The sequence below is a fragment of the Tenacibaculum aiptasiae genome (assembly GCF_965221665.1).
Taxonomy (GTDB): domain Bacteria; phylum Bacteroidota; class Bacteroidia; order Flavobacteriales; family Flavobacteriaceae; genus Polaribacter; species Polaribacter aiptasiae.
In genome coordinates, this window is the sequence record NZ_CBDCSN010000002.1 from 1,723,817 (window position 1) to 1,746,925 (window position 23,109).

The 23,109-nt window shown below is 30.1% G+C and carries 23 protein-coding genes; 11 read left to right on the plus strand and 12 right to left on the minus strand.

Annotated features, from left to right (window positions below):
- Window positions 1-85 precede the first annotated feature (85 nt).
- From ACOQN8_RS08210 to ACOQN8_RS08235, 6 genes are all read left to right on the plus strand, one after another.
- Window positions 86-1,030, plus strand: coding sequence for a hypothetical protein (locus ACOQN8_RS08210; RefSeq protein WP_420552311.1), 945 nt, complete (start codon window positions 86-88; stop codon window positions 1,028-1,030).
- Window positions 1,031-1,085: 55 nt separating this feature from the next.
- On the plus strand, window positions 1,086-1,733 hold the full coding sequence (locus ACOQN8_RS08215; protein WP_420552312.1) for a hypothetical protein: 648 nt from the start codon (window positions 1,086-1,088) through the stop codon (window positions 1,731-1,733).
- Between the two features lie 81 nt (window positions 1,734-1,814).
- Window positions 1,815-2,240 carry a hypothetical protein gene (locus tag ACOQN8_RS08220; protein WP_420552313.1) on the plus strand — a complete coding sequence of 142 codons (426 nt, stop codon included), beginning with the start codon at window positions 1,815-1,817 and terminating at the stop codon, window positions 2,238-2,240.
- Between the two features lie 108 nt (window positions 2,241-2,348).
- On the plus strand, window positions 2,349-2,576 hold the full coding sequence (locus ACOQN8_RS08225) for a hypothetical protein (RefSeq protein ID WP_420552314.1): 228 nt from the start codon (window positions 2,349-2,351) through the stop codon (window positions 2,574-2,576).
- Between the two features lie 103 nt (window positions 2,577-2,679).
- Window positions 2,680-3,201 (plus strand): ClbS/DfsB family four-helix bundle protein, encoded by a 522-nt coding sequence (locus ACOQN8_RS08230; protein WP_420552315.1) that lies wholly within the window; start codon window positions 2,680-2,682, stop codon window positions 3,199-3,201.
- An 86-nt stretch (window positions 3,202-3,287) separates the two neighbouring features.
- Entirely contained in the window at window positions 3,288-3,683 is a 396-nt protein-coding gene (locus tag ACOQN8_RS08235) for a hypothetical protein (protein WP_420552316.1), read from the plus strand.
- Window positions 3,684-3,711: 28 nt separating this feature from the next.
- Here the strand turns inward: ACOQN8_RS08235 and ACOQN8_RS08240 are convergent, their stop codons facing one another.
- Window positions 3,712-4,416, minus strand: a complete 705-nt coding sequence (locus tag ACOQN8_RS08240; RefSeq protein ID WP_420552317.1) for a LytR/AlgR family response regulator transcription factor — start codon at window positions 4,414-4,416, stop codon at window positions 3,712-3,714.
- Window positions 4,413-5,480, minus strand: a complete 1,068-nt coding sequence (locus ACOQN8_RS08245) for a sensor histidine kinase (RefSeq protein ID WP_420552318.1) — start codon at window positions 5,478-5,480, stop codon at window positions 4,413-4,415. The genes ACOQN8_RS08240 and ACOQN8_RS08245 overlap by 4 nt, the downstream gene beginning before the upstream one ends.
- A 221-nt stretch (window positions 5,481-5,701) precedes the next feature.
- Here ACOQN8_RS08245 and ACOQN8_RS08250 point away from each other — a divergent pair, with 221 nt between their 5' ends.
- Window positions 5,702-7,876: a DUF5916 domain-containing protein gene (locus ACOQN8_RS08250; RefSeq protein ID WP_420552319.1), complete on the plus strand. Its 2,175-nt coding sequence runs from the start codon at window positions 5,702-5,704 to the stop codon at window positions 7,874-7,876.
- Between the two features lie 71 nt (window positions 7,877-7,947).
- Here the strand turns inward: ACOQN8_RS08250 and ACOQN8_RS08255 are convergent, their stop codons facing one another.
- The 6 genes from ACOQN8_RS08255 to ACOQN8_RS08280 form a co-directional block, all read right to left on the minus strand.
- Complete coding sequence (locus ACOQN8_RS08255; protein WP_420552320.1) at window positions 7,948-10,293, minus strand: TonB-dependent receptor; 2,346 nt, start codon at window positions 10,291-10,293, stop codon at window positions 7,948-7,950.
- Window positions 10,294-10,635: 342 nt separating this feature from the next.
- Complete coding sequence (gene arfB / locus ACOQN8_RS08260; protein ID WP_420552321.1) at window positions 10,636-11,040, minus strand: alternative ribosome rescue aminoacyl-tRNA hydrolase ArfB; 405 nt, start codon at window positions 11,038-11,040, stop codon at window positions 10,636-10,638.
- Window position 11,041: 1 nt separating this feature from the next.
- Window positions 11,042-11,695, minus strand: a complete 654-nt coding sequence (locus ACOQN8_RS08265) for an AAA family ATPase (RefSeq protein ID WP_235275165.1) — start codon at window positions 11,693-11,695, stop codon at window positions 11,042-11,044.
- Complete coding sequence (gene pnuC, locus ACOQN8_RS08270) at window positions 11,656-12,288, minus strand: nicotinamide riboside transporter PnuC (RefSeq protein ID WP_420552322.1); 633 nt, start codon at window positions 12,286-12,288, stop codon at window positions 11,656-11,658. Before pnuC ends, ACOQN8_RS08265 begins: the two co-directional genes overlap by 40 nt.
- Window positions 12,272-12,532, minus strand: a complete 261-nt coding sequence (locus tag ACOQN8_RS08275; protein ID WP_272151282.1) for a thiamine-binding protein — start codon at window positions 12,530-12,532, stop codon at window positions 12,272-12,274. The genes pnuC and ACOQN8_RS08275 overlap by 17 nt, the downstream gene beginning before the upstream one ends.
- Window positions 12,533-12,602: 70 nt before the next feature.
- Window positions 12,603-13,229, minus strand: a complete 627-nt coding sequence (locus ACOQN8_RS08280) for a 4'-phosphopantetheinyl transferase family protein (RefSeq protein ID WP_420552323.1) — start codon at window positions 13,227-13,229, stop codon at window positions 12,603-12,605.
- Between the two features lie 63 nt (window positions 13,230-13,292).
- Here ACOQN8_RS08280 and ahcY point away from each other — a divergent pair, with 63 nt between their 5' ends.
- Window positions 13,293-14,609, plus strand: coding sequence for an adenosylhomocysteinase (gene ahcY / locus ACOQN8_RS08285; protein ID WP_150901290.1), 1,317 nt, complete (start codon window positions 13,293-13,295; stop codon window positions 14,607-14,609).
- A gap of 82 nt (window positions 14,610-14,691) precedes the next feature.
- On the opposite strand, the gene ACOQN8_RS08290 is transcribed toward ahcY, so the two are convergent.
- Together ACOQN8_RS08290 and ACOQN8_RS08295 are read right to left on the minus strand one after the other, a co-directional pair.
- On the minus strand, window positions 14,692-15,198 hold the full coding sequence (locus tag ACOQN8_RS08290) for a ferritin (protein WP_420552324.1): 507 nt from the start codon (window positions 15,196-15,198) through the stop codon (window positions 14,692-14,694).
- A gap of 108 nt (window positions 15,199-15,306) precedes the next feature.
- Complete coding sequence (locus ACOQN8_RS08295; protein WP_420552325.1) at window positions 15,307-15,585, minus strand: hypothetical protein; 279 nt, start codon at window positions 15,583-15,585, stop codon at window positions 15,307-15,309.
- 188 nt (window positions 15,586-15,773) lie between these two features.
- Here ACOQN8_RS08295 and ACOQN8_RS08300 point away from each other — a divergent pair, with 188 nt between their 5' ends.
- On the plus strand, window positions 15,774-17,543 hold the full coding sequence (locus ACOQN8_RS08300) for a hypothetical protein (protein WP_420552326.1): 1,770 nt from the start codon (window positions 15,774-15,776) through the stop codon (window positions 17,541-17,543).
- 175 nt (window positions 17,544-17,718) lie between these two features.
- Window positions 17,719-19,482 carry a hypothetical protein gene (locus ACOQN8_RS08305; protein ID WP_420552327.1) on the plus strand — a complete coding sequence of 588 codons (1,764 nt, stop codon included), beginning with the start codon at window positions 17,719-17,721 and terminating at the stop codon, window positions 19,480-19,482.
- A gap of 56 nt (window positions 19,483-19,538) precedes the next feature.
- Here ACOQN8_RS08305 and ACOQN8_RS08310 read toward each other — a convergent pair whose 3' ends face one another.
- Window positions 19,539-20,546 (minus strand): TlpA family protein disulfide reductase, encoded by a 1,008-nt coding sequence (locus tag ACOQN8_RS08310; RefSeq protein ID WP_420552328.1) that lies wholly within the window; start codon window positions 20,544-20,546, stop codon window positions 19,539-19,541.
- A gap of 77 nt (window positions 20,547-20,623) precedes the next feature.
- Window positions 20,624-22,162: a YifB family Mg chelatase-like AAA ATPase gene (locus ACOQN8_RS08315; protein ID WP_420552329.1), complete on the minus strand. Its 1,539-nt coding sequence runs from the start codon at window positions 22,160-22,162 to the stop codon at window positions 20,624-20,626.
- Between the two features lie 172 nt (window positions 22,163-22,334).
- Between ACOQN8_RS08315 and ACOQN8_RS08320 the strand changes: the two genes are divergently transcribed.
- A complete protein-coding gene (locus ACOQN8_RS08320) occupies window positions 22,335-23,015 on the plus strand; it encodes a DNA-binding response regulator (RefSeq protein ID WP_272151289.1) in 681 nt (226 codons plus the stop codon).
- Window positions 23,016-23,109: the final 94 nt, after the last annotated feature.

Here is a 23,109-nt window from a genome sequence, read left to right on the forward strand (position 1 = left end):
AATAAATTATAAGTAATTAAATGTCAGCTTACTTTTTGAGTATATTCGTTGAAAATTAAAATTGCTAGTACTTATGAGAAAAACTATGAAAAAAATTAAAGTTCTATTATTTCTAATTGCTTCAATTACCTGTCAAAATACATTGAAAGCGGAAACATGGGATGAGCCTTGGCAAAAAGAAATTATAAAGAAAGCAGAATACTTTATTCTTGGAAAAGTAATAGAGCTGGATAGCCTTGGAGTTCATGTTGAGATTACAAAGAATTTTGGAACTAAAAAATTATCCAATAAAATATTAATTAATGGTTTTTCACTTCTTAATTTAAGGAGTGCTTCAGGTCATGGAGTACATTTTGATTTTGAGAAAGGACAGAATTTATATTTTTTATTGACAAAAAGAGAAGATGGTAATTACGCTATTCCTACACCAACTTCTGGTTTTGCGTTACTAGATGAAGAAGATAATGTTTATGCTACATATAGGCATAGCTATCACCAAGCTTTGATACCTAAAGATATTTACGAATTAACTTACAAAGCAATTTGGAATTATTATAGAGGAATTAATTATAATAAAGAAATAATATTGAAGTTTATAAATGAGCAAGTAAGTAAAGAACCTGCTGGATTTGATGAAAATGAGATCTCAACTTTTTTCTTACAACATGCTTCATTAGAAACAGCTTACCTATTAGAAATTCCAATTGAATTAGATAGACTTAAGAAGTTTGCAAAGTCAGATAACTTTCATTCAAGAACTTCTTCGGTTCAATTAATGTCACTACTTGATAATAAAGAAACAAAAGATTTTTTATTAGAATATATTCAAAATGATGTAAACGAAAACTTTGATATTGTAATTGCTATTCGTTCATTAAAGAAGATAGGAGGTAAAGAATATAAAGATAAATTATTAAAAATTGCCGATGAATTATCTGACGAAGGCATTGGGTTTGGAGGGAATTTAATGGATCCAAGAATTGGAACAAGTTTTCCGAGTCCAAGAGCGGCAGTCAGTGGAAATTGGTAATGAACCTTTTGAATATATTCGTTGAGAATTAAAATTGCTAGTACTTATGAAAAAAATGAATAAACTAATTTTAATAGTTGTACTTTCTATTATCAGTATATCTTGCTCTGGAAATAAAGAAGTTGCTGAGTTAAAAAAAGAAAATAGTACTTTAAAAGAACAACTAAAAAAGCTGAAAACAACAAACTTAGAATTAACTAAACAAGCTTTGGCTCAAAAGGAGTTAAATAAAGGAAGTAGGGTAACTGGGTTAATAGATTCAAAGGTTTTAAGAAATATAGATAAAATATATTCTGAAGACACATTAGATTTAGCCAAGTATGGTAATGAGTTTGTGTTTAAACGAGATGTTGTTTTAAATAAGTTAGATAATAATTCATTTGCTGAATCACTTGGGATGATTAGTGAACGATTAGAGTTGTATGGTTATTATGTGTACAGTATCTGTGATGGAAAGTCATTGCCTCTAGAAATGTGTAATTGCACTGATTCGATTTATATAGTTATTGAACCAGAAGAATTAGGAGAAGATTATGAATTGTATAGGATGGGACTATATTATAATATAGATTTGATTGATTTAAAAAGAGTTGAAAAAGAAGAAGATGACTACGATATTGTATTAACTTTTGAACATGGAGTTTATCCAAGAAAAAGAGAAAAAGTTAACTTATCAAAAATGAAATTAGAAAAGGTTGAATAGTGTGTTATAGAAAAAAGATAAAAAAACTATGTCATATTTAGGAGTATTATTTTCTCTATCTCAAAAAGAAGTTCAAAAGTATTGAAAAAGCTAAAATTTAAATATTCTGAATCTCATCCGTTGAAGTCTTATGTAGTTAATGAACAATTTTTGACAAAAGAGGAGTTTATTGATAAGTTTGAGAGCTTTCAATGGTTGGAGTTATTAAAATTGCAACTAAATGCAAAAGAGAATCAAGTGCATAGTTCTCCTTCACTTACTATTGAAGATGAAAAAGAAAATGCAGTATTTGCATCTATAGTAGGAGAATTAGAGGAATATGAATTTTATGTTTGTTATAAAAGACCTATAATTAGAAAAAAGAAAAAATGGTTTGGGTTAGTTGAATACGATTATTACGATGAAAACTTTTGTAGTATTATTCCAGAGCAAACCAAACAAGATGCGCTAGATGCTTTTCTCTTGTTTTATGATAAGAACTATGAGGAATTAGAAAAAAGATGGTGATGATTGTTTGATAGTAATTATAAATATAAAAAGTGAAATAAAGCATTAAATTAAAATGGCAATTAAAAAAGGAACCATGTATTAAGTACTAACAGTATTTAATACAAAATGAAAACTAAAAAAAACAAGAAGTTTTACAATTTTACGGAAGAGCAAAAAAGGCGTGATTCTCATCGACTTTATAGAGGAAGTTATCCCATTGGTAAAGAATTAAAAGTTTGGGCTAATAGAAAGTTTAGAAGAGATAATCGTGTTATTTTAAAAAGAACCTTGAAATTGGAAAAAGACATGCCATATATAAGACATCGAAAGTTTTTAGATTGGTATGCAAATTAAAAATGAAAAACTAATAATATGTAAGCGGTTGTTTGTATACCGCTTACATTTAGTTTTATGTTATGGAAAGAACAAGAATTCTTACACAAAGAAATAATACGCTATGGCAGTTCCTAAAAATAAAGAAGAGTTAGTTTTTGAAATAGAAAACAATTATTCCAAACTAAAAAAAGATTTGGAAACAGTTCCGTTTGACCTCACTAAAAAGAAAGAACTAGAAGGGCATGCTAAAGGAACACAAATGAGTGTTTCTGATTTGGTAGCTTATCTTATTGGCTGGGGAGTGCTAGTATTAAAATGGCACAAGAAAAAAGAAAAAGGAGAAATGGTAGATTTTCCAGAAACGGGTTATAAATGGAACGAATTAGGAAAGCTAGCTCAAAAGTTTTATTCGGACTATGAAAACCTCGATTATCAAACATTGTTAAGTGAATTAGATGCTATTGTTAATGAAATTCTGTCTTTGGTAAAAAGCACTGAAAACATAGATTTATATGAAAAGCCTTGGTATGACAAATGGACTCAAGGTAAAATGATACAATTAAATACTTCGTCACCTTATAAAAACGCTAGAAGTAGAGTAAGGAAGTGGAAGAGAATCAAACCTACAGGGAATTCCTATTAATCATAAATACTTTGTACTTTCACTTATAAAAATTACATATGATTGGATTGGAGAGTATTTTAAAATACATTTAAGAAAAACAAACTATGAGAGTATTAATATTTATAGCTTTAATTATAGGAGGATATTCATGTACAGCGCAATCAGAAGCTGAAAAAAAGCTATTAGGAAAATGGATTTTGGTTGCGAAAAGTGATTCTTCTATGGAAGAACCTGTATTGCTTACAATAAATGACTCTAAATCGGTTTCTAACTCAAAAGAAGATTTGAAAACAATGCTGATTTTTAAAGCAAATCAAAGGGTGTATATTAATCAAAATGGGAATGAATATAATGCGACTTATAAATTAAATGATTCAATTTTAACTCTTGGAAATAGAAAGTATATTATTGTTCAACTTAATAAGGAAAAGTTGATTTATAAAGTCAAAGACCATTTATTTGATAAGCAATACGAATATAAAAAGAGGAATAAGCAATAGTGTCTTTTTTAGGTAGTTTTTTAATAAATTAATTTAAAAAAGCATCAATATCTGTTCTATAATTATCGCCAATAGGAATTTCCATACGTCCAATTTCAATATCATTTTTAGTATAAGCAGTTATCTTATTTTTATTAATAATATAAGAACGGTGTATTCGAATAAAACGATAATCTAGCTTTTGTAAAAAAGCTGAAATACTAGTTTTGGTAATATGATGTTCATTAGCCAAATGAATTTTGATATAATCTTTTAAGCTTTCAATATATAAGATGTCTTCAAAATTAACTTTAACTTGCTTTCTATCTTTTCTTATATAAATAAAAGAAGTGTTGTTTTCAGGCAGACTAGCAATTATAGGAGTTGAGGTGTTTACTATTTGTAGTGCTCTAAACTTTTCAATTGCATTAAAAAAACGTTGAAAGGTTATAGGTTTTAAAATATAATCAATTGCATTTAGTTCAAAACCATCAATAGCATAATCTCTATAAGCGGTAGTAAATATTACTTTGGGTTTATGGAGTAGATTTTTATAAAAATCAATACCCTTTAAAACTGGCATTTCAATGTCTAAAAACAAAAGATCAATAGTGTTTTCTTGTAAAAACTTACTTGCTTCAATTGCACTGGCACAAGAAGCTACCAATTCAAAATCATCCAATTGCATTAAATGATTTTTAAGCAACCTTCTTGCTAGTTCTTCATCATCAATAATTAAACATTTGTAGGTCATTTAATCGGAATTTTTAAATCAACATTAAAACTATCGTTTTCTTCTTGAATAGCTAAAGAGTAAGTGTCTGCATACAATAACTCTAGTTGCTTTTTAACATTACCAATACCAATACTTTCTTTGCGAGAAAGGATTTTGTTTTTAGCAATAGAGTTTTCTATTTTAAAATGAATCATAGTTTCCTCCAATTCAATATTGATATGAATAAAAGCTTTATTCAACTCTTGTGAAACCCCATGTTTAAAAGCATTTTCAATAAAAGTTAGTAAAATTAAAGGAGCAATCTTAGCGCTGGAGTTTTCAGGAGTATTCAATTGAATTGTAACACGATTACCGTAGCGTACTTTTTCTAAAGCTAAGTAGTTTTTTATCAGATCAATTTCCTTTTGTAAAGGCACAAACTTCTCATTACATCCATATAACATATAGTCTAACATCTCAGAAAGCTTTTCAATAACTTCAGGAGCTTCGTCCGATTTTTCTATAGTTAATGCATATAAGTTATTTAACGTATTAAATAAAAAATGTGGATTTAATTGATGCTTTAAAGTCGTTAATTCTGTGGCCTTTTTTTGCTCGTTGATTTTAAGGAAACGCTGTTGTTCGTTATAAAACTTAATGGTTAACAATATAATAGTAGGAGTTATAAACTTTACCGATTTACTAACCAATGTTTGAATTTTAAAAATATGATCCCAAAAGCCTTTCATAGAATCATAACCCGTATTGTTTTGTGTATTACCAAAATACTTTGGTAGATGCCAAAACTCTTGAATACAAACAAAAAGAGCATAATTAAACATAAGTAATATGAGTAAGAAAAAGCTAAACTGGATGTATTTCTTAGGGGTTAAAAAATAAGGGATGAGTATGTAAAGAATACAATAGGCGGTTATAATTTGTATTAATAACATAATTAACCGCGATTCAACACCTTGATAGTAACTAGTAAAATAAGAAGCTTCTAGTGTAATTAAGAAATAAGAGAAAATCCCTAACCAAAATAACAAATGACGTATTAGGGGAATTTTAATTAAAGAAGCTATTTTTTTTGTTTTACCCATTAAGCGACTAAAATACGATATATATAACATTGAAAACTAAAAGTAGCTTAAATATGAATTTAGGTAGCTTAATAGATAAATATCATAGACTAAAACAAAATTTGATGCTTCATGAGTTTCAAGAGGCTAAAATAGCTGCTTAGTCTACTTTTTTTAAAGCAATTCTTTCTCAGGATACTTTAGCAATCCAAGCAATATGTTTAATTATTGAAATTTTAAAAATGAAAAGAATTGTTTTATTCATGCTCCTGCTATTAGGAGTTTTAAATACACAAGCTCAAAAGCAAGATAGAATTGTATTTAGCAATACTACCATTAAACTAGATGGTAAATTAAATGAACCTATTTGGGAACAGTTAGATGTACATGGGAATTTTATTGATTATATGCCTAAGAATGGAAGTGTAGCATCAAAACAAATGGAAGTAAAGATGTTTCACAATGGTAAAAAACTATACATAAGTGCTATATATTATGACGTAACAGATCAGATACAAATAGGATCGTTAAAACGAGATGATATAGCCAACTCTGGAGGAAACAGTGATTCTTTTGCTATTATTATTGATACCTATAACCAACAACAGTCTGGGTATTTTTTTATTGTGAATATGGGAGGTGCTTTAATTGATGCATTGGTATCGAGAAAAGGAGATGGTTATTGGATAAGTAGGAGCTGGAATGCAATTTGGAATGCTAAAACCTCTGTAAAAGGACATCAAAAAATATATGAAGTTGAAATTCCATTAAAAGCTTTAGGGTATAAAGAAGACAGTCCTAATTGGGGAATTATGTTTCACGCTAGAGATATTAAAACAAATGAATGGATTACGAGTACTAAAATAGACCGTAATTTTACACAATTTGATTTACGTTTCTCAGAACCTTTTGAAGTTGAAAACTTATCAAATAACAAACCTACTAAGTTTACGGTAACTCCATCTTTAACCATGGATTATCAGGAAAACTTGGTAAATAAAACAGAAGACTCCAATGTAAAGCCAAGTTTAGATTTTCAATACAATGTAAGTTCTTCTTTAAAATTAGATGCTACCCTTAATCCAGATTTTTCGCAAATAGATGTAGATACACAAGTTACTAACTTAAGTCGCTTTGCGGTATTCTTTCCAGAGCGACGTAATTTCTTTATAGAAAACAGCGATTTATTTACCTCATTAGGTGTAAGTGGTGTAAATCCGTTTTACTCTAGAAGAATAGGAGCAGAAACCGATATCTTATTTGGTTTAAAACTATCAGGGAATGTAGCTAAGAAAACACGTTTAGGAGTATTGAATGTGGCTACAAAGAAAGAAGATACGAAGCCAGCTCAAAATTATGGGGCATTAGTAGTAGAACAACAGTTATCGAATGTTTTTAGAACAACGGGATTTATAATTAATAGACAAGAAACCGATGGTTTTTCATTTTTGAATGATTACAATAGGGTAGCAGGATTGAATGTAAATTATAACTCAAAGAATAATAAATGGACGGGATTGGCAAATTATGCGCAGAGTTTTACGAGTAATGTGTCTGGAGATAATAAGTTTTATAGTTTAAGTCTTTGGTATAATAGCTTAAAAACATCTTGGAAAACTTCCGTAAGAAAAGTAGGAAGAAATTATATTACTGATGTTGGTTTTGTTCCAAGACTAGATAATTATGATGCAATTAATCAAACAATAGTTAGAGAAGGATATACACAAGCTATTGGACGATTGAGTTTGACTTATTTTCCAAAGGATTCTAAAAAGATTAACTCCTATAAATACTTAGGATTTTCAAATAATACCTATTTTGATGAGGAAGGAGTAGTTTCTCAATCTTCAACCAATATTAATAATGACTTGTTGTTTAATGATAACTCCCTAATTTATGGAGGAGTAGGGAATGAATATGTTAACTTAAAGTATGCTTTTGACCCTCTAAGAAATGGAAATTATATACAGCCAGGTATTTATAATTATTATCGATTTTCTGCTGGGTATCGAACTACAAGAAATAGAAAATTAGAATTTGATGGAAGTTATGAATTGGGTAGTTATTATGGAGGTTCTAGAGACCGTTTAATAGCAAGGGTAGATTATAAATTAATGCCTTTAGCCAGATTGTATGTAAGGTATGAACGAAATGATATTGATTTAAATGAATTGGGAAGCGATACTTTCCACTTGGCTAGATTTTCAGGTGAAGTATTCTTTTCAAACCGATTAAATTGGACAACTTATGTACAGTACAATACACAGTTTGACAATTTTAATATAAACTCAAGATTACAATGGGAGTACAAACCATTGTCTTATATCTATTTGGTGATTTCAGATAATTTTAATCAAGAAATATCAAGGCAAAATTGGGGAGTAGCTTTTAAAATGAATTATAGATTCGATTTTTAGTACTTAACAAAAAAGAGCCATACAATTGTATGGCTCTTAGTTTTCATAGTTTATTCAAAGCATTTTCCCATTTAAAACTTTAAGGTAGCACCTATTAAAAAGTTTCTAGTTGCTTGGGGATAGTATCCAGAACCATCCACAGTTTTAGTAGTACCAGGGTTTGTCCAAGTATCGTCATACGTAAAGTAATAACCTCTGTCTACATACTCTTTATTGAAAATATTGTTTACTAAAGCAGTAAATACAATCGATTTAAATATTTTGTTTGTTTGAATTTCGTAAACAAGATTTAAATCACTTGTAAAGAATCCTTCTAACACATCTAAATCAGAAACTCTACTATCTAAATTACTCATAAACTGTTTTCCAACATATTTAGATAAGAAAGCTAATTGTAAGTTTTTTACTGGTTTATATACAAGTGCATTTCCGAAAACAATATCTGGAGAAAAAGTAATTGTAGTGTTTCCTAAGTTTTGTAAAACCCCGTCAATTTTAGCGTGATAATCTCTATTGATGTTTTTACTAAAAGCAACATTTGGACGCATAGAAACTTGCTCAGATAATTTAAGATCAGCATCTATTTCTATACCTAATCTATAACTGCTACCACTAGAAGCTCTTAAAGGTTCACCTGTATTAGGGTCAATAGCTCCTGTTAAAATTAATTGGTTTTGGTAATCCATATAATATACATTGGTATTTATCTTAGCTACAGGAGTAGATAAACGCCAACCTAATTCGTAATCGTCTAAGCTTTCATGTTTAGAGTTTCCTCCTTCAAAGTCATTTCTATTTGGTTCTCTATTTGCTTTTGCATACGAAACATATAAACTATGCTCATCATTTACTTTATATGTTAAACCAGCTTTAGGATTAAAGAAGTTATAATCTTTGTCTACATTAATAGGATCTCTATCAGAAGTTAAACCAGAAGTTTTATAATTAACAAACCTTCCTTGAATATCTACAAAAGCTTTTAAGTTATCGGTAACATTAAAAGTAGCTTTAGAAAAAATACTTAAATCTGTTTTTTTCGAAGCACTATCATAGTAGTGATCTCTAATATTTGCATTTGGAGCTAAATCGCTCCCCCAAATTACTTCCCCGTAATGATCGTTGTCATATTTACTATAAGAACCACCAGTAATAATTTCTAAGTTATCTTTTTTATATGTTACGTTTCCGTTTGCAACATAGAAATGGTTATCTAACCATCTTCTTACGATAACATCACTTCCGTCAACAATTAAATTGTTATAATCAGCAGCATCTCTACCAGCTTTGTATTGTTCAAAATAACCTTTACCACGTGTATAGTTTAAACCAATATTAGTAGACCAGTTTTCATTAATCTTTTCATTCCAGTGTAATTGGTAGTGGTCTTGTTGGTAGTTATCAGTTTCGTTATCGTAGGTATAAGGATTGAATCTTCTGTTTGTTTGTAATTGTTTAAGATCAATTCCTGCCCAAGCTTGGAAAGTTTTTTCTTTTCCTCCAAAAACTAGAGCTTTAATTAAAGTATTATCATCTGTATAACTTCCTTGTAAGAAGTACGATTTTAAATCGGTAAAAGCTTTATCAATATATCCATCAGAATAGATATTAGATAAACGTCCAGCAAATTCGAAATGCTCATTTACTTTACCAGTAGTAAATTTTACAGTGTGTTTTCTAGTTCCATAAGAACCAAAAGAGTTAGAAATTTCTCCACCAGCTTCTTCAGCAACAGCATCAGTTAATATATTTAAACTAGCCCCAAATGCACCAGAACCGTTTGTTGAGGTACCCACACCACGTTGTAATTGTAAACTTTGAGTAGAAGAAGCAAAGTCTCCCATATTTACCCAGAATGTTCCTTGGCTTTCTGCATCGTTATATGGAATACCATTTACAGTAACATTTACACGAGAAGCATCAGAACCACGAACTCGAATGTAGGTATAACCAATACCAGCACCTGCATCAGAAGAAGAAACAACGTTTGGTAAATAATTCATTAAAATAGGAATGTCTTGCCCTAAGTTACGTTTAGCAATTTCTTTCTTAGTTAAATTAGAATGCGTTACAGGAGCGTCAGCCTTTACACGTACTGCTGATACTAATACTTCATCTAAAACATTTGCATCAGATGTTAATTGAAAGTTTACTGTTTGATTAGCTGTGATATCAACTTTTTGAGTTACGGTTTTAAAACCAACATACGAAACGGTAACATTATAGGTTCCTTTGGCAAGGCTTAATTTAAACCCTCCTTCAAAATCGGAAGAAGTTCCTTTTTTTAAGCTTTTTACAGCAACAGTTGCCCCTACAAGAGGTTCTTGTTGGCTATTGACTACTTTACCAGATAGGATAAAGTTTTGAGAATTTGCAGTAAACGCTGCAAATAATAGCATTAGAGAAGATAAAATCTTCATTTTTTTAATAAAAGACATCGGTCTCATTTTTTATAAAATAAAATTGAATAAAAAGAGGTAATTATTCGTTGTTTTGGTTTGAATAATTGTTTTGTTATCACAAGATGCTTTCAATGAAGATTTTACTTCATTAGTATTAATTACAAGGTAAATTTACCTCTCTTTGTAATAACAATTAAATCCCTAAACAGCATTACCTGTTCTAGGTTCATTGGGTATGATCTCAGCCTATGTTGGGCACCCCTTTACGAGAACAGTGCAAAGGTAAAGTTGTTTTTTATAATAGCATACAAACAATTGAGAATTTTTCTAAATAACTGGTTGTTTGATAGAAGTGAAATGCTAATCGAGCTTTGGTTTCTTTCGAAGTGCTTTTTTTAAAGAATGTTGCTTTTTGTTTTCTACTTTTTTTAAGATTGAACTTCTACTAGGCTTGGTAGCTTTCCTAACCTTAGGTTTCTTTAAACCTTGTTTTATGATTTCAAGAAAACGTTTTATAGCAAGTTCTTTATTAGTGTGTTGACTTCTAGTTTCATCACAAAAAAGAACTAGAGTATGTTCTTTCGTTAAACGACTAGAGATATTCTTAACCAATAACTGTTTTTCTTCAGTAGTTAAAGCTTTGGAATTATATAAATCGAAAGTTAATTCAATCTTAGAAGATACTTTATTTACATGCTGACCACCAGCACCAGAACTACGAATAGCTTTAAAGTTTAATTCTTTTAGTAGTTCTGGGATATACATATTATAAAGAATAATCGGTAGTATCTATGTTCTGATGCATAAAATGCATATCTAAATCTGTTAAAGTATCAGAAAAAGAATATAGGTTTTCTTTCTTGGAAAGGATTTCATCAATAATTTGAACTGCCTTTTTAAAACGTGTTTCTTTATCTCCTTTCAATAAAACATAAGGACGATTGTATTTTTTTAAAGTATTTTCAAAAGCCGTAAACATTTCTAAACGTTGCTCAGGTCTGTCACGTAAATCATCGGCTTCCCAAGGAGTATCAATATAGGTTAAGAAATAAATATCGTAGGTGTTTTCAACAGCAGCTTCATCAAGAATTGGGTCTACAAAACCTCCATAATATTCTTCAGAATATACTTTAGTTTCTAATAAGTCGGTATCGCAAATTAAAATTTTATCGGCTTTTTTAGCTAAGTCGTTTTCTAGTTTTATTTGACCTTCTGCAATAGGAATAATATCTTTTTGTTCACAAACTTTACGTTCGTTGTTCCATTTGTCTTGTAAATAATCACGTGCAAATTCAGGAGCCCAAACGGTATTATAATGACGTGCTAATTGTCCTGAAAGTGTAGTTTTTCCAGTACTTTCTGGTCCGAATAAAACAACCTTTACAAGGTTGATGTTTTGTTGTCTAAGTGCTTTTTCCATGCTAAATAACCAGCTATTGCTACAAAGGTAAAGATTAAATATTGTAAACTTGTAAATGTAAGACCTTTATAAAAGTAGAGAGGAACTGAGATAATATCACCAATAATCCAATAGATCCAGTTTTCTATTTTTCTTCTTGCCATTAACCACATTCCAACAAAAAATACGGCAGTGGTAACGGTGTCAATATATGCTGTCCAGTTATTCCATTTGTCGAAATAAGTATACACACCATACACAAAAACTAGTGTTGCTAAAAAAATAATAATACTTGTTTTCTTTTCTTTAGTAGTGGTTCTTGAAATAGGAGTAACATGAGTTTCATCAACTCTACGAGTCCAAATATACCAACCATAAACACTCATGATGAAATAGTATCCATTAATCATCATGTCACCTAGTAGTTGCCATTTCAATAGTAAATAAACAAATATAGAGGTGCTAATCATTCCAGTTGGAAAAACCCAAATTTTATTCTGTTTAGAATACCAAACAGACAAAAAACCGAAAATTACAGCAATAATTTCTAGCCAAACATCTAAAGGATCATAAGTCGCATATTGGCCAAAGAGGAAATCAAAAATTTGGTTCATAATCGCTGCGGTCAGATTTTACAATTTTCATTAATAAGATTCCATTATCAATCAATTCAAATGAATTTTTTAATTCGGAAGTAATCAATTGCATTACTTTATCATAGTCACCATACACCTGAGTGCTTAAAGGATTTTCAAGAATGGTTAATCCAGATGCTCTTAGTTTTTTTATAAAGTCGATAATAGGCTGTTCAAACTCATTTTGAAGAGGAGTCAAAGTCAATTCAACAGATATTTTCATTGTAAAAATAAATTAGGAGAACAAAGATAGTGTAGTATGCTATAATATAGGTTTTTAAAAACCCTAAATTTTAACTAGCATATACACAAGTAAACCCTTCTGTTTCTAAGAAGTGAATATCGTATTCAGAAGTTACACCTTCATATAAAATTTTACCGGTAGTTTGATTGGTGTCAAAAGAGAAGTCTTCTATATAAATGTTTTCTAAGAAGAGCAGTTTTTTCTTTCCATAAATTTTGTACAAACTTTCTTTAGCACCCCAAACAATAGTTAGCTTACTCACCAAAGCATCGTGATTGGCTATCGATTTATATTCTTCAATAGGAGTAAATTTATGCGCAATTTTTACAATTTTGTCGCGTTGCTTCTCAATATCTATTCCTACAGGTTTTTTACTTGAAATGATAATACCTGAAAAAGTAAAAGAATGCGTAATAGAAATAAAGTTTCCGTCCTTTAAATGTGGTTTACCATACTCATCATACACTAAATCGGCATCAGTGTAACCTACTTCTTTTAGCAATTGACGAACACTTAAAAAGCCTCTTCTGTGTAAATCAGACTTCATATTATTAACACGTTCGCTACTACTTTTCGTAAGTTCAATGTCTTTAGATAAATCTTCAAAAGACTCTTCAATCTTCCAAATCAATACTTTAGAAGTGTCGTTTACCGTTAATGTTTTGTGAATAGGCATATTTTAGAAAGTTATTTCGTAATTTTGCAACTCAAAATTTTAGATACATAAATATACAAAAATATGAGCACAAAAACCGCTACATACGTTCCTTACAAAGTTAAAGATATTTCTTTAGCTGATTGGGGAAGAAAAGAAATTGAATTGGCAGAGGCTGAAATGCCTGGGTTAATGAGTTTACGTGAAGAGTATAAAGATGAGCAACCTTTAAAGGGAGCAAGAATTGCAGGATGTTTACACATGACGATTCAAACTGCGGTTTTAATTGAAACTTTACAAGCTTTAGGAGCTGAGGTTACTTGGAGTTCTTGTAACATCTTTTCTACACAAGATCAAGCTGCTGCTGCTATTGCTGCTGCTGGTACTCCAGTATATGCTTGGAAAGGTATGAACGAAGAAGAGTTTGACTGGTGTATAGAACAAACTTTATTCTTTGGTGAAGATCGTAAGCCATTAAACATGATTTTAGATGATGGTGGAGATTTAACAAATATGGTATTAGATAAATACCCTGAGTTAGCAGAAGGAATCAACGGATTATCTGAAGAAACTACTACAGGAGTTCACCGTTTATATGAAAGAGTAAAGAATGGAACTTTACCAATGCCAGCAATTAACGTTAACGATTCTGTTACTAAATCTAAATTTGATAACAAATACGGATGTAAAGAATCTGCTGTTGATGCTATTCGTAGAGCAACAGATGTAATGTTAGCAGGTAAGAGAGTTGTAGTTTGTGGATATGGAGATGTAGGTAAAGGTACTGCTGCTTCTTTCCGTGGAGCTGGTTCTATTGTTACTGTTACTGAAATTGATCCAATTTGTGCTTTACAAGCTGCTATGGACGGTTTTGAAGTTAAGAAATTAGAAACTGTTGTTGGAAATGCAGATATCGTAATTACTACTACAGGAAACAAAGATATCGTTAGAGGAGAGCACTTCGAAGCAATGAAAGATAAGACAATTGTTTGTAACATCGGTCACTTTGATAACGAAATCGATATGGCTTGGTTAAATGGAACTTATGGTGATTCTAAAGTTGAAATTAAGCCTCAAGTTGATAAGTATACAGTAAAAGGAAATGATATTATCATTTTAGCAGAAGGACGTTTAGTAAACTTAGGATGTGCTACAGGTCACCCAAGTTTTGTAATGTCTAATTCATTTACAAACCAAACATTAGCTCAAATCGAGTTATGGAACAATGCTGATGCATACAAGAATGAAGTATATATGTTACCAAAGCACTTAGATGAGAAAGTAGCAAAATTACACTTAGCTAAAATTGGTGTTGAGTTAACTGAATTACGTGAAGATCAAGCATCTTATATTGGAGTAACTGTTGAAGGTCCATATAAACCAGAACACTACAGATACTAAAATATATAGTATAGAAATAGAAAAAGGTTCGTATGAAAATACGAACCTTTTTTATTTTTGTTTTCTTTAATTAATATGCTTTTTAAGCAGTTGGAATACGTTCATCAACCATTTTTAAAGGCATACCGTCCATTAGGTCTATCATGTCTAAGATATCTCTTACTTTTTCTTCCTCTTCAGCTTGTTCAGTTACAAACCACTGTAAAAAGATTTCAGAAGTAAAATCGCCTACTTTTCTTGCAGTTTTAAATGCATGGTGAATAGATTTTGTTACTTCAATTTCGGCATCTAAAGAAGCTTCAAAAACAGCTCGTAAGCTCTCATATTCGTGAGTAATAGTATCTACTGTTGGAGATAAAGCACTACCACCATTATCATTAACAAATTTGAATATTTTCATCATATGTGCTCTTTCTTCTTCAGCTTGATTATAAAAGTAAGTAGCACTATTTCTAAGTTCTCTTTGATCGCACCATGATGCCATTGCTAAATATTTAGAAGAGGCTTTTTGCTCCATCATTATTTGATGGTTTAGCAAATCAACTACCTCTACATCTAAAATCATATCTCTTCTTATTGCTGTTTCCATATTATCTTATTTTTAGTGTTGCTGGTAACTAGGATAAAGATACAGAATAAATAGCCTTAAAAAAGGAGAGGAGGTTAATTTAAAAATAGTCTTAGTAAAGGTCTGTATTTATCTAAAAGCAGATAATACAGTTTCTCTTAGCTCTAAAATTTGAGGTACATCTAGTAATAAAAGATGTTTGTTATCAGCAGCAAAAAGAAGTATATAATTATCTCCTTCAATAATATTTTCTATAGATTCATATGAAGAATAGTGAAGTATCTTTTTTCGAAAAGCTAATAATTGACAAAAAGTAAAATCAATTACTTTATAACCCAAATCTAATTGGTAACAGTTGCGATCTTCACAAGAGATTTTATATAAGGTTTCTTTTACTGAAAAATTCATGCAGCAAAGATAATTATTTTTAATGAATCTAAAGAAGAATAATTAAAAGTTAAAACTTTAGAAATGAAGTCTCTTTTTTTGAGTAAATTTGCTATTGAAAAAGTGCTATGATTTTCTACTACACAATTTATAGGTTATTTATAATCTGGCCTTATTTCTATACATTTTATTAATTAAAAATAATTACAATGAAAAGAATTGTTTTAACATTTGCTTTAATAACAAGTAGTATAATATTGAAAGCACAGATTACAGATACAGGAGGTAATGTAGGTATAGGAACTACTACCCCTTCAAGTAAACTTCAAACTGTAGTAAATAATACAGGACTTAATTTTGTATCAACTTATATAAATAAGTCTGGAGTAGAAAGTGGAGGAAACGCAGTAGGAATCGGTTTTTTAAATGAAGTAGCTGTTGGAGCAGGTTGGTTTAAGTCGGGTATTGTACATGAAAGACTGGGGGGATATGGTATTGGAACTTTACATTTTTTAGTAAATAACTCAATAAGTCCTGCTGTAACTACTTTAGCGGATGCTAAAATGTCAATTAAAAGTAATGGTAATGTAGGTATTGGAACTACAAATCCAAGTACATGGTTTACAGGAAAGGTTTTTCAATTTGAGAATAATAGACCAATATTTAGTGTTAAATCCTCAGGTGATATAGGGACACTACATTTTACAAATAATAAAATAGCTTCTAATCATTATGGTGAATTTCATGTAAATCATATTTATAATTCCACTAGTCCAAATAAATCTACATTGAGTTTTTTAACATATCCAGGTGGAGATTTATTATCTCTTCAGTCAGATGGTAAAGTTGGTATTGGTATAACAGAACCAGTATCTAAGTTAGATGTAAAAGGAGATGGGGTTTTTAGAGCAACAGATAATACTCATGGTTTGGCATTACATATAAGAAATACAAATGAAACAAATTCTTTTACGTTGCGTGGTTTTACCACCAAAGGACAGTTAAAAGCGCAAAATGGACTGCCATTTGAAATGGAAGATCAACTAGGAAATACGTGGTTTCATGGACAAAATGGAGGTAGAGTTGGTATTGGAACCAAAGCACCTAGTGCTTCTTTAGAAGTAAAAGGAAAGACAAGTTCTAAGTTGATAATGTTTGATGTTAAAAATCAAAGCCCAGCATGGAAAGATCAAATAGGAATTAATGGAGATATGGATACTCCATATGGGATAGCATTTTCAGGGAAAGGGCATCATAGAGGAGGTTTATATGCAGAAAATATTGGTGCCAATGCTGATGGAAATATTACACTTTGGTCAAGAGCTAGTGGTAGTATTGTTTTACAAGGACATAAAGTTGGTATTGGAACTGCTACACCCAATGCTAAGTTGGATGTGAATGGAGATATTCTGTTAAAAGATAACTTAAAGTTTAAATATGCAGGTAAAAAAATAGAGTATCATGGCGATGCAAATCATAGAGCCCATGTTCAATTATATAATTCTTCAAATGGAAATATTGAAATTGAAAATTTTTGGGACGCAGGAAATGCTGATATTGTTTTAAAACCTGACCATAATGTAGTTGTAAGTAATGGTAATGTAGGGATAGGAACCACAACTACTGGAAGTCATAAATTAGCTGTTGAAGGTTCAATAGGAGCTAGAGAAATTAAAGTAGAAGCATTCCCTAATTGGTCAGATTTTGTATTTGAAAAAGAATATAAATTACCAACTTTAAAAGAAGTTGAAAATCATATTAAAGAAAAAGGACATTTGAAAGATATACCAAGTGCAGTTGAAGTGAAAAAAGACGGTTTCTACTTGGGTGAAATGGATGCCAAATTATTACAAAAAATAGAAGAATTAACATTGTATACTATTCAGCAAGAAAAAGAAATACAAGAGTTGAAAGAACAAAATAAACAACTTAAAGATTTAGCGAAGGAAATAGCGTTAATCAAAGCAAAGTTAAAATAGTTTTATTAAAGTTTACGTTTATATATCAAATCACCTTCATGATTCTTATTGTGAAGGTGATTTTATTTTATACTTTTGTAATTGAAAAAGTGCTATGATTTTCTACTACATAATTTTTTAGATTATTTACAATCTGGCCTTATTTCTATATAACTTATTAATTAAAATAATTACAATGAAAAGAGTAGTTTTAGCAATTGCTATGTTTCTGGGGGGAACAGAGATACAAGCTCAAGATCCTAACGTATTAGTGGGGTTAAATTCTCCAGCAAATGGAGTAAAAATTAAAGCGAATTGGCCAGGGCTTAATGGAGGTTGGGCTAGAAGTTTTCAGCTGGTAAATCAAAATGATACGGAGAAGTTTATATCGTTTGGAGCTTTAGGAGACATCAATAATGGAGTTTCTTCTTTTGTTTATGGATATATTGGAAAAAATTATGATGATACTTTTATGACGTTTAAACCAAATGGTCATGTAGGTATAGGTACTAATAATCCATCGTCAATTTTTCATATAGCAAGTAATGCTCCGGTAGTTAAAATTCAAAATAAAAATGAAGAAGGTACTAGCGATAGTTTTTATGGCTGGATTGGAGGTTATGATAAAAACGGTGCTGAAATGTGGTGGTTAGGTGAAGGAAGTACATCTGCTAAACAATTAGGTCTTTTTACCAACAGAGTAGGTTATGATTTAAAAGTTTTTAATAAAGGACAAGGAATTACTGTTAAAGGAGATGGGAAAATAGGTATTGGTACAGAAACTCCTTCTGGAAAGTTAGATGTAAATGGAAATATTAATTTTACCGCATCTCAAGGTGTTTGGCTTACAGGGAAAACAGATACTGGAGGGATTAATTCATCTACACAATTAAAAACAGGGTATTATCAATCATTGATTAGACAAAAAACAGCGAGTAACCATGTTGTTAATTTAGGAGGAATAGGAAATGTTTTTGGTTTTTTTGGTTTTGATAAAAACAGAACAAGTAATGGTTTTGATCATTCATTGATTATGAATGTTGATAACGGATTTATAGGAATAGGAACTACTGTACCAATGGCAAAATTAGATGTAAATGGAAATATTAATTTTGCTTCATCTCAAGGTATTTGGCTTACAGGGAAAACAGATACAGGAGGAATTAATTCTTCGACTCAGTTAAAAGCTGGTACTTATCAATCATTAATTAGACAAAAAACAGCGAGTAATAATGTAGTTAATATAGGAGGAATAGGAGATGTTTTTGGTTTTTTTGGTTTTGATAAAAATAGAACAATTAATGGGGTTGATCATTCTTTAGTAATGAATACGAATTCAGGAAATATAGGAGCAGGTATTGTTGAACCAAGAGAAAAATTAGATGTAAATGGAAGTATTATAGTGAAAGATGGACATAACCTTTCTTGGGGAAATAAGTATGGAGCAGGTATTCCTACAATTGCAGCTAATACAGCTTCGGGAATTTATTTTTACCCAAATGGAAGTACATTAGGAGCAACCATGAAGATTAATAAATCTGGTAATGTAGGTATTGGAACAACGACGATTCCTTCGAGTTATAAATTAGCAATAGCAGGAAAAACTATAACAGAAGAAGTAAAAGTACAATTACAAACTAATTGGCCAGATTATGTTTTTTCAAAAGAGTATGAGTTGCCAACATTAAAAGAAGTTGAAAAACATATAGAAGAAAAAGGACATTTACCTAATATACCATCAGCTAGTGAAGTGAAAGCGAATAAAGGAATTGAGTTAGGTAAAATGAACGTTAAATTATTAAGAAAGATTGAAGAATTAACGTTGTATACTATTCAACAAGAAAAAGAAATAGAGACTTTAAAAAATCAAAAATTAGAAGTTGAGAAGGTTAAGAAGGAGAATGAAGATTTAAAAAAGAGATTGGAAAAATTAGAAAAATTAGTAAACAAATTACTATAAAAATAAAAAGCTCGTCAATTGACGAGCTTTTTATTTTTATCTATAATACTATTGAATTAGATATTTAAAGATGTAAATAATTCAATTAATTTTGGACTAGATGGTCTAGGAGCATTCGCAGTCACAATCTTTCCTTGAGGATCAATTAAAATAAAACGAGGAATACTATTTACTCTATAAGCATTAGCAAAAGATTTGTCTTTTTTAGCATATAATTGAATTCCTGATAAGTTTTTATCAGCAACCATGTTTTTCCACGTTTGATAATCTTTTTCGCTATCAACAGAAATACTTACGAACTGAATGTTTTTATTATGATATTGTTTTTCAACTTTTTGCAAGAAAGGTATTTCTTTTTTACATGGTGGACACCAAGTAGCCCACATATCTATATAAACATATTTTCCTTTTAAATCATCTAAAGAAGTGGTGCCTCCTTTGTAATTTTCATAATCCACAAATTTAGGAGAATCAGCTCCTTTGACTAATTTAGTAGCTACATATAAATTATTAGCATGAGTTTTATTTACATACTGAGTTAAACCTTTAATGTTTTTCTCTTGAGCAGCAACAAAAGCAGAATCTAATTTAGTTTCTTTGATTCTTTTGTTAAAGGCATCAACAAAAGCATTTATTTTAGTATCGAACTCTTTTTGAGGTAAATTAAAAAGCGATTGATTTTTAAAAAGTTCTTGTTCTAATAAAGTAGATTTAGCTAAAAAGTTACTTTCAGAGGCTCCTTCACCTGTATAAGAAATACTTTCATAAAATTCATTTCCATTTAATATCATATTAATTACAGCTCCATTTTTTAAATATAAAGCAGTAGCTTTTTTTCCGTCAAAAAGACGATAAAACCCATCTTTAACATTCATTGTATCTTTAAACATTCCTTGATCATCAACTTTAATTGTACGACTAAATTGTAATTGAGGATTAGAAATTAATATAGAATCAGAGTTTTTATTGGTAATTTTTCCTGAAAAAGTAACAAAATTGTTTGGTTCTTTTTTACAAGAAATCATAGCTACTGTCATAGCTATTAAAAAAACTATTTTTTTCATTAGTTGTTAAGTTTAATTTAAGGTTTGTAGCGCACTAAATTACTAATTTTAAATTTAGAGTAACCTTAAATACTAAATTATCCTAACCAACCTTCTCTGTCTAAGCTTCTATATTGGATAGCTTCTGAAATATGATGCGATTGAATATCATTAGATAAAGCCAAATCGGCAATAGTACGAGAAACTTTTAAAATTCTATCATAAGCCCTTGCAGAAAGATTTAGTTTTTCCATAGCCTTTTTCAATAATTCATTACTTTCATCAGATAGTTTACAATATTTACGAATTTGTTTTACGTTCATTTGAGCATTATAATGAATAGTATCAAAAGAAGAGAAGCGATTTGTTTGAATTTCTCTAGCTTTAATAACTCTTTTTCTAATTTCAATACTTGTTTCACTTTTTTGATCTTCTGATAGCTTATTAAATGGAACCGGAGTAACTTCAATATGAATATCTATTCTATCTAATAATGGACCAGAAATTTTACTTAAATACCGTTGCATTTCTGCAGGAGAAGAAGTAGCAGGTGAGTTACCATCATTAAAATAGCCTGATGGACTAGGGTTCATACTTGCTACTAACATAAAACTGCTAGGATAACTAACTGTAAATCGAGCTCTAGATATTGTAACTTCTCTATCTTCTAAAGGTTGACGCATTACTTCTAAAACGCCACGTTTAAATTCAGGAAGTTCATCTAAAAATAAAACACCATTATGCGCTAATGATATTTCTCCTGGTTGTGGTAAATTATTTCCTCCGCCAATTAGAGCAATATCTGAGCAACTATGGTGAGGTGACCTAAAAGGACGATTATATTGAAGTCCAGAGTTTTTTATTTTACCTACTACAGAATGTATTTTTGTTGTTTCTAAAGCTTCTTGTAAAGTCATAGGAGGTAATATAGATGGAAGTCTTTTGGCTAACATTGTTTTCCCAGCTCCTGGTGGTCCTATTAAAATAATATTATGTCCACCCGCTGCTGCAATTTCCATACATCTTTTTATACTTTCTTGTCCTTTTACATCTGAAAAATCAAATTCAGAAGAATCTGATCGATTATAGAATTCAGATTGAGTATTAACATAAGTAGGTTTTAAGTGTTGACTACCATTGAAATGATGAATAACTTCCATGATATTATTTACTCCAAAAACTTCAATACCATCTACAATAGCAGCCTCTTTAGCATTTTCTTCAGGTAAAATAAAATATTTAAAGCCTTCTTCTCGAGCTTTAATAGCAATTGGTAAAGCTCCTTTTATAGGTTGTAAACTTCCATCTAAAGAAAGTTCTCCCATAATAACATACTCATTTATATTTTCAAATTGTATTTGATTAGAAGCAGCAAGTATTCCTATAGCTAAAGTTAAATCATAAGCAGCCCCTTCTTTTCGAATATCAGCAGGAGCCATATTAACGATAATTTTTTTTCCAGGAAATTTATAACCGTTATTGTGTAGTGCAGCTGAAATTCGGTAAGAACTTTCGCGTACAGCATTATCGGGTAAGCCAACAAGATGATATCCAATACCTTTATCAATATTTACTTCAACAATTATTATGGTGGCATCAATGCCAAAAACAGCACTTCCATAGACTTTTACTAACATAGCTTTTTTCTTTTTTGTTAAAGATAAAGAATTTTTTTGAAGGTTTGTTTTATGCTTTTTTGTATAAGTGAAATTCTTTCTATAACTTTCAAGTCGTAAAATTAAAGTTATGAGTTAGTTAATAGAATATTATTGTCTATTATGAAATTAGATCCCCCGAAACTATATTATTATGGAAAAAGAGAAAAAATCTACATTGATTGTAGATAGTTGTCCGCTTATATGTGAAAAGTATAAAGAAATATTAACCCCATTTAAAGATACCGAGATTTATCTGTTTAATATCGATGTAGCCTACAATTATGAAGGAGCATTTGATGTTGTTAAAAGAATAATAGAAACAGAGTCATATCTAGATTTTATCATCTTAGAATTGAAATTACCACCTACGGAAGATAAAAGAATATTATCAGGTTTAGATTTTGGAATTTTAGTTAGAAAACTATTACCCACAACTAAGTTGATTGTATCGACTTCATGTAGTGATAATTATATGGTACATAGTATTTTTAAAAATTTAAACCCTGAAGGTTTTTTAATTAAAAAAGACTTGACTTCTGATAGTTTTCAAGAAGCTATTGCCTCTGTAGTAAATGAAACTCCTTATTATAGTAGAACTGTTTTAAAACTTCTAAGGAAAAAAATTTCAAATGAGTATTTGTTAGATTCAATGGATAGAAAAATATTGTATGAATTGTCTATCGGATCAAGAATGAAAGACCTTCCTAATTACATTCCGCTTTCTGTAGCAAGTATTGAAAAAAGAAAACGTCAGCTACGTAAGGTTTTTGGTGTTAAAAACAAGGGAGACAGAGAGTTAATATTGAAGGCTAGAGAGATAGGAGTTATATAAAATAAAAAAAGTAAGGTAAACCCTTACTTTTTTTATGGTTTTTTAGAGGTTTTTTTGAAGGTTTAAAAATAGCTTTGGAGACAACAAAAAATAG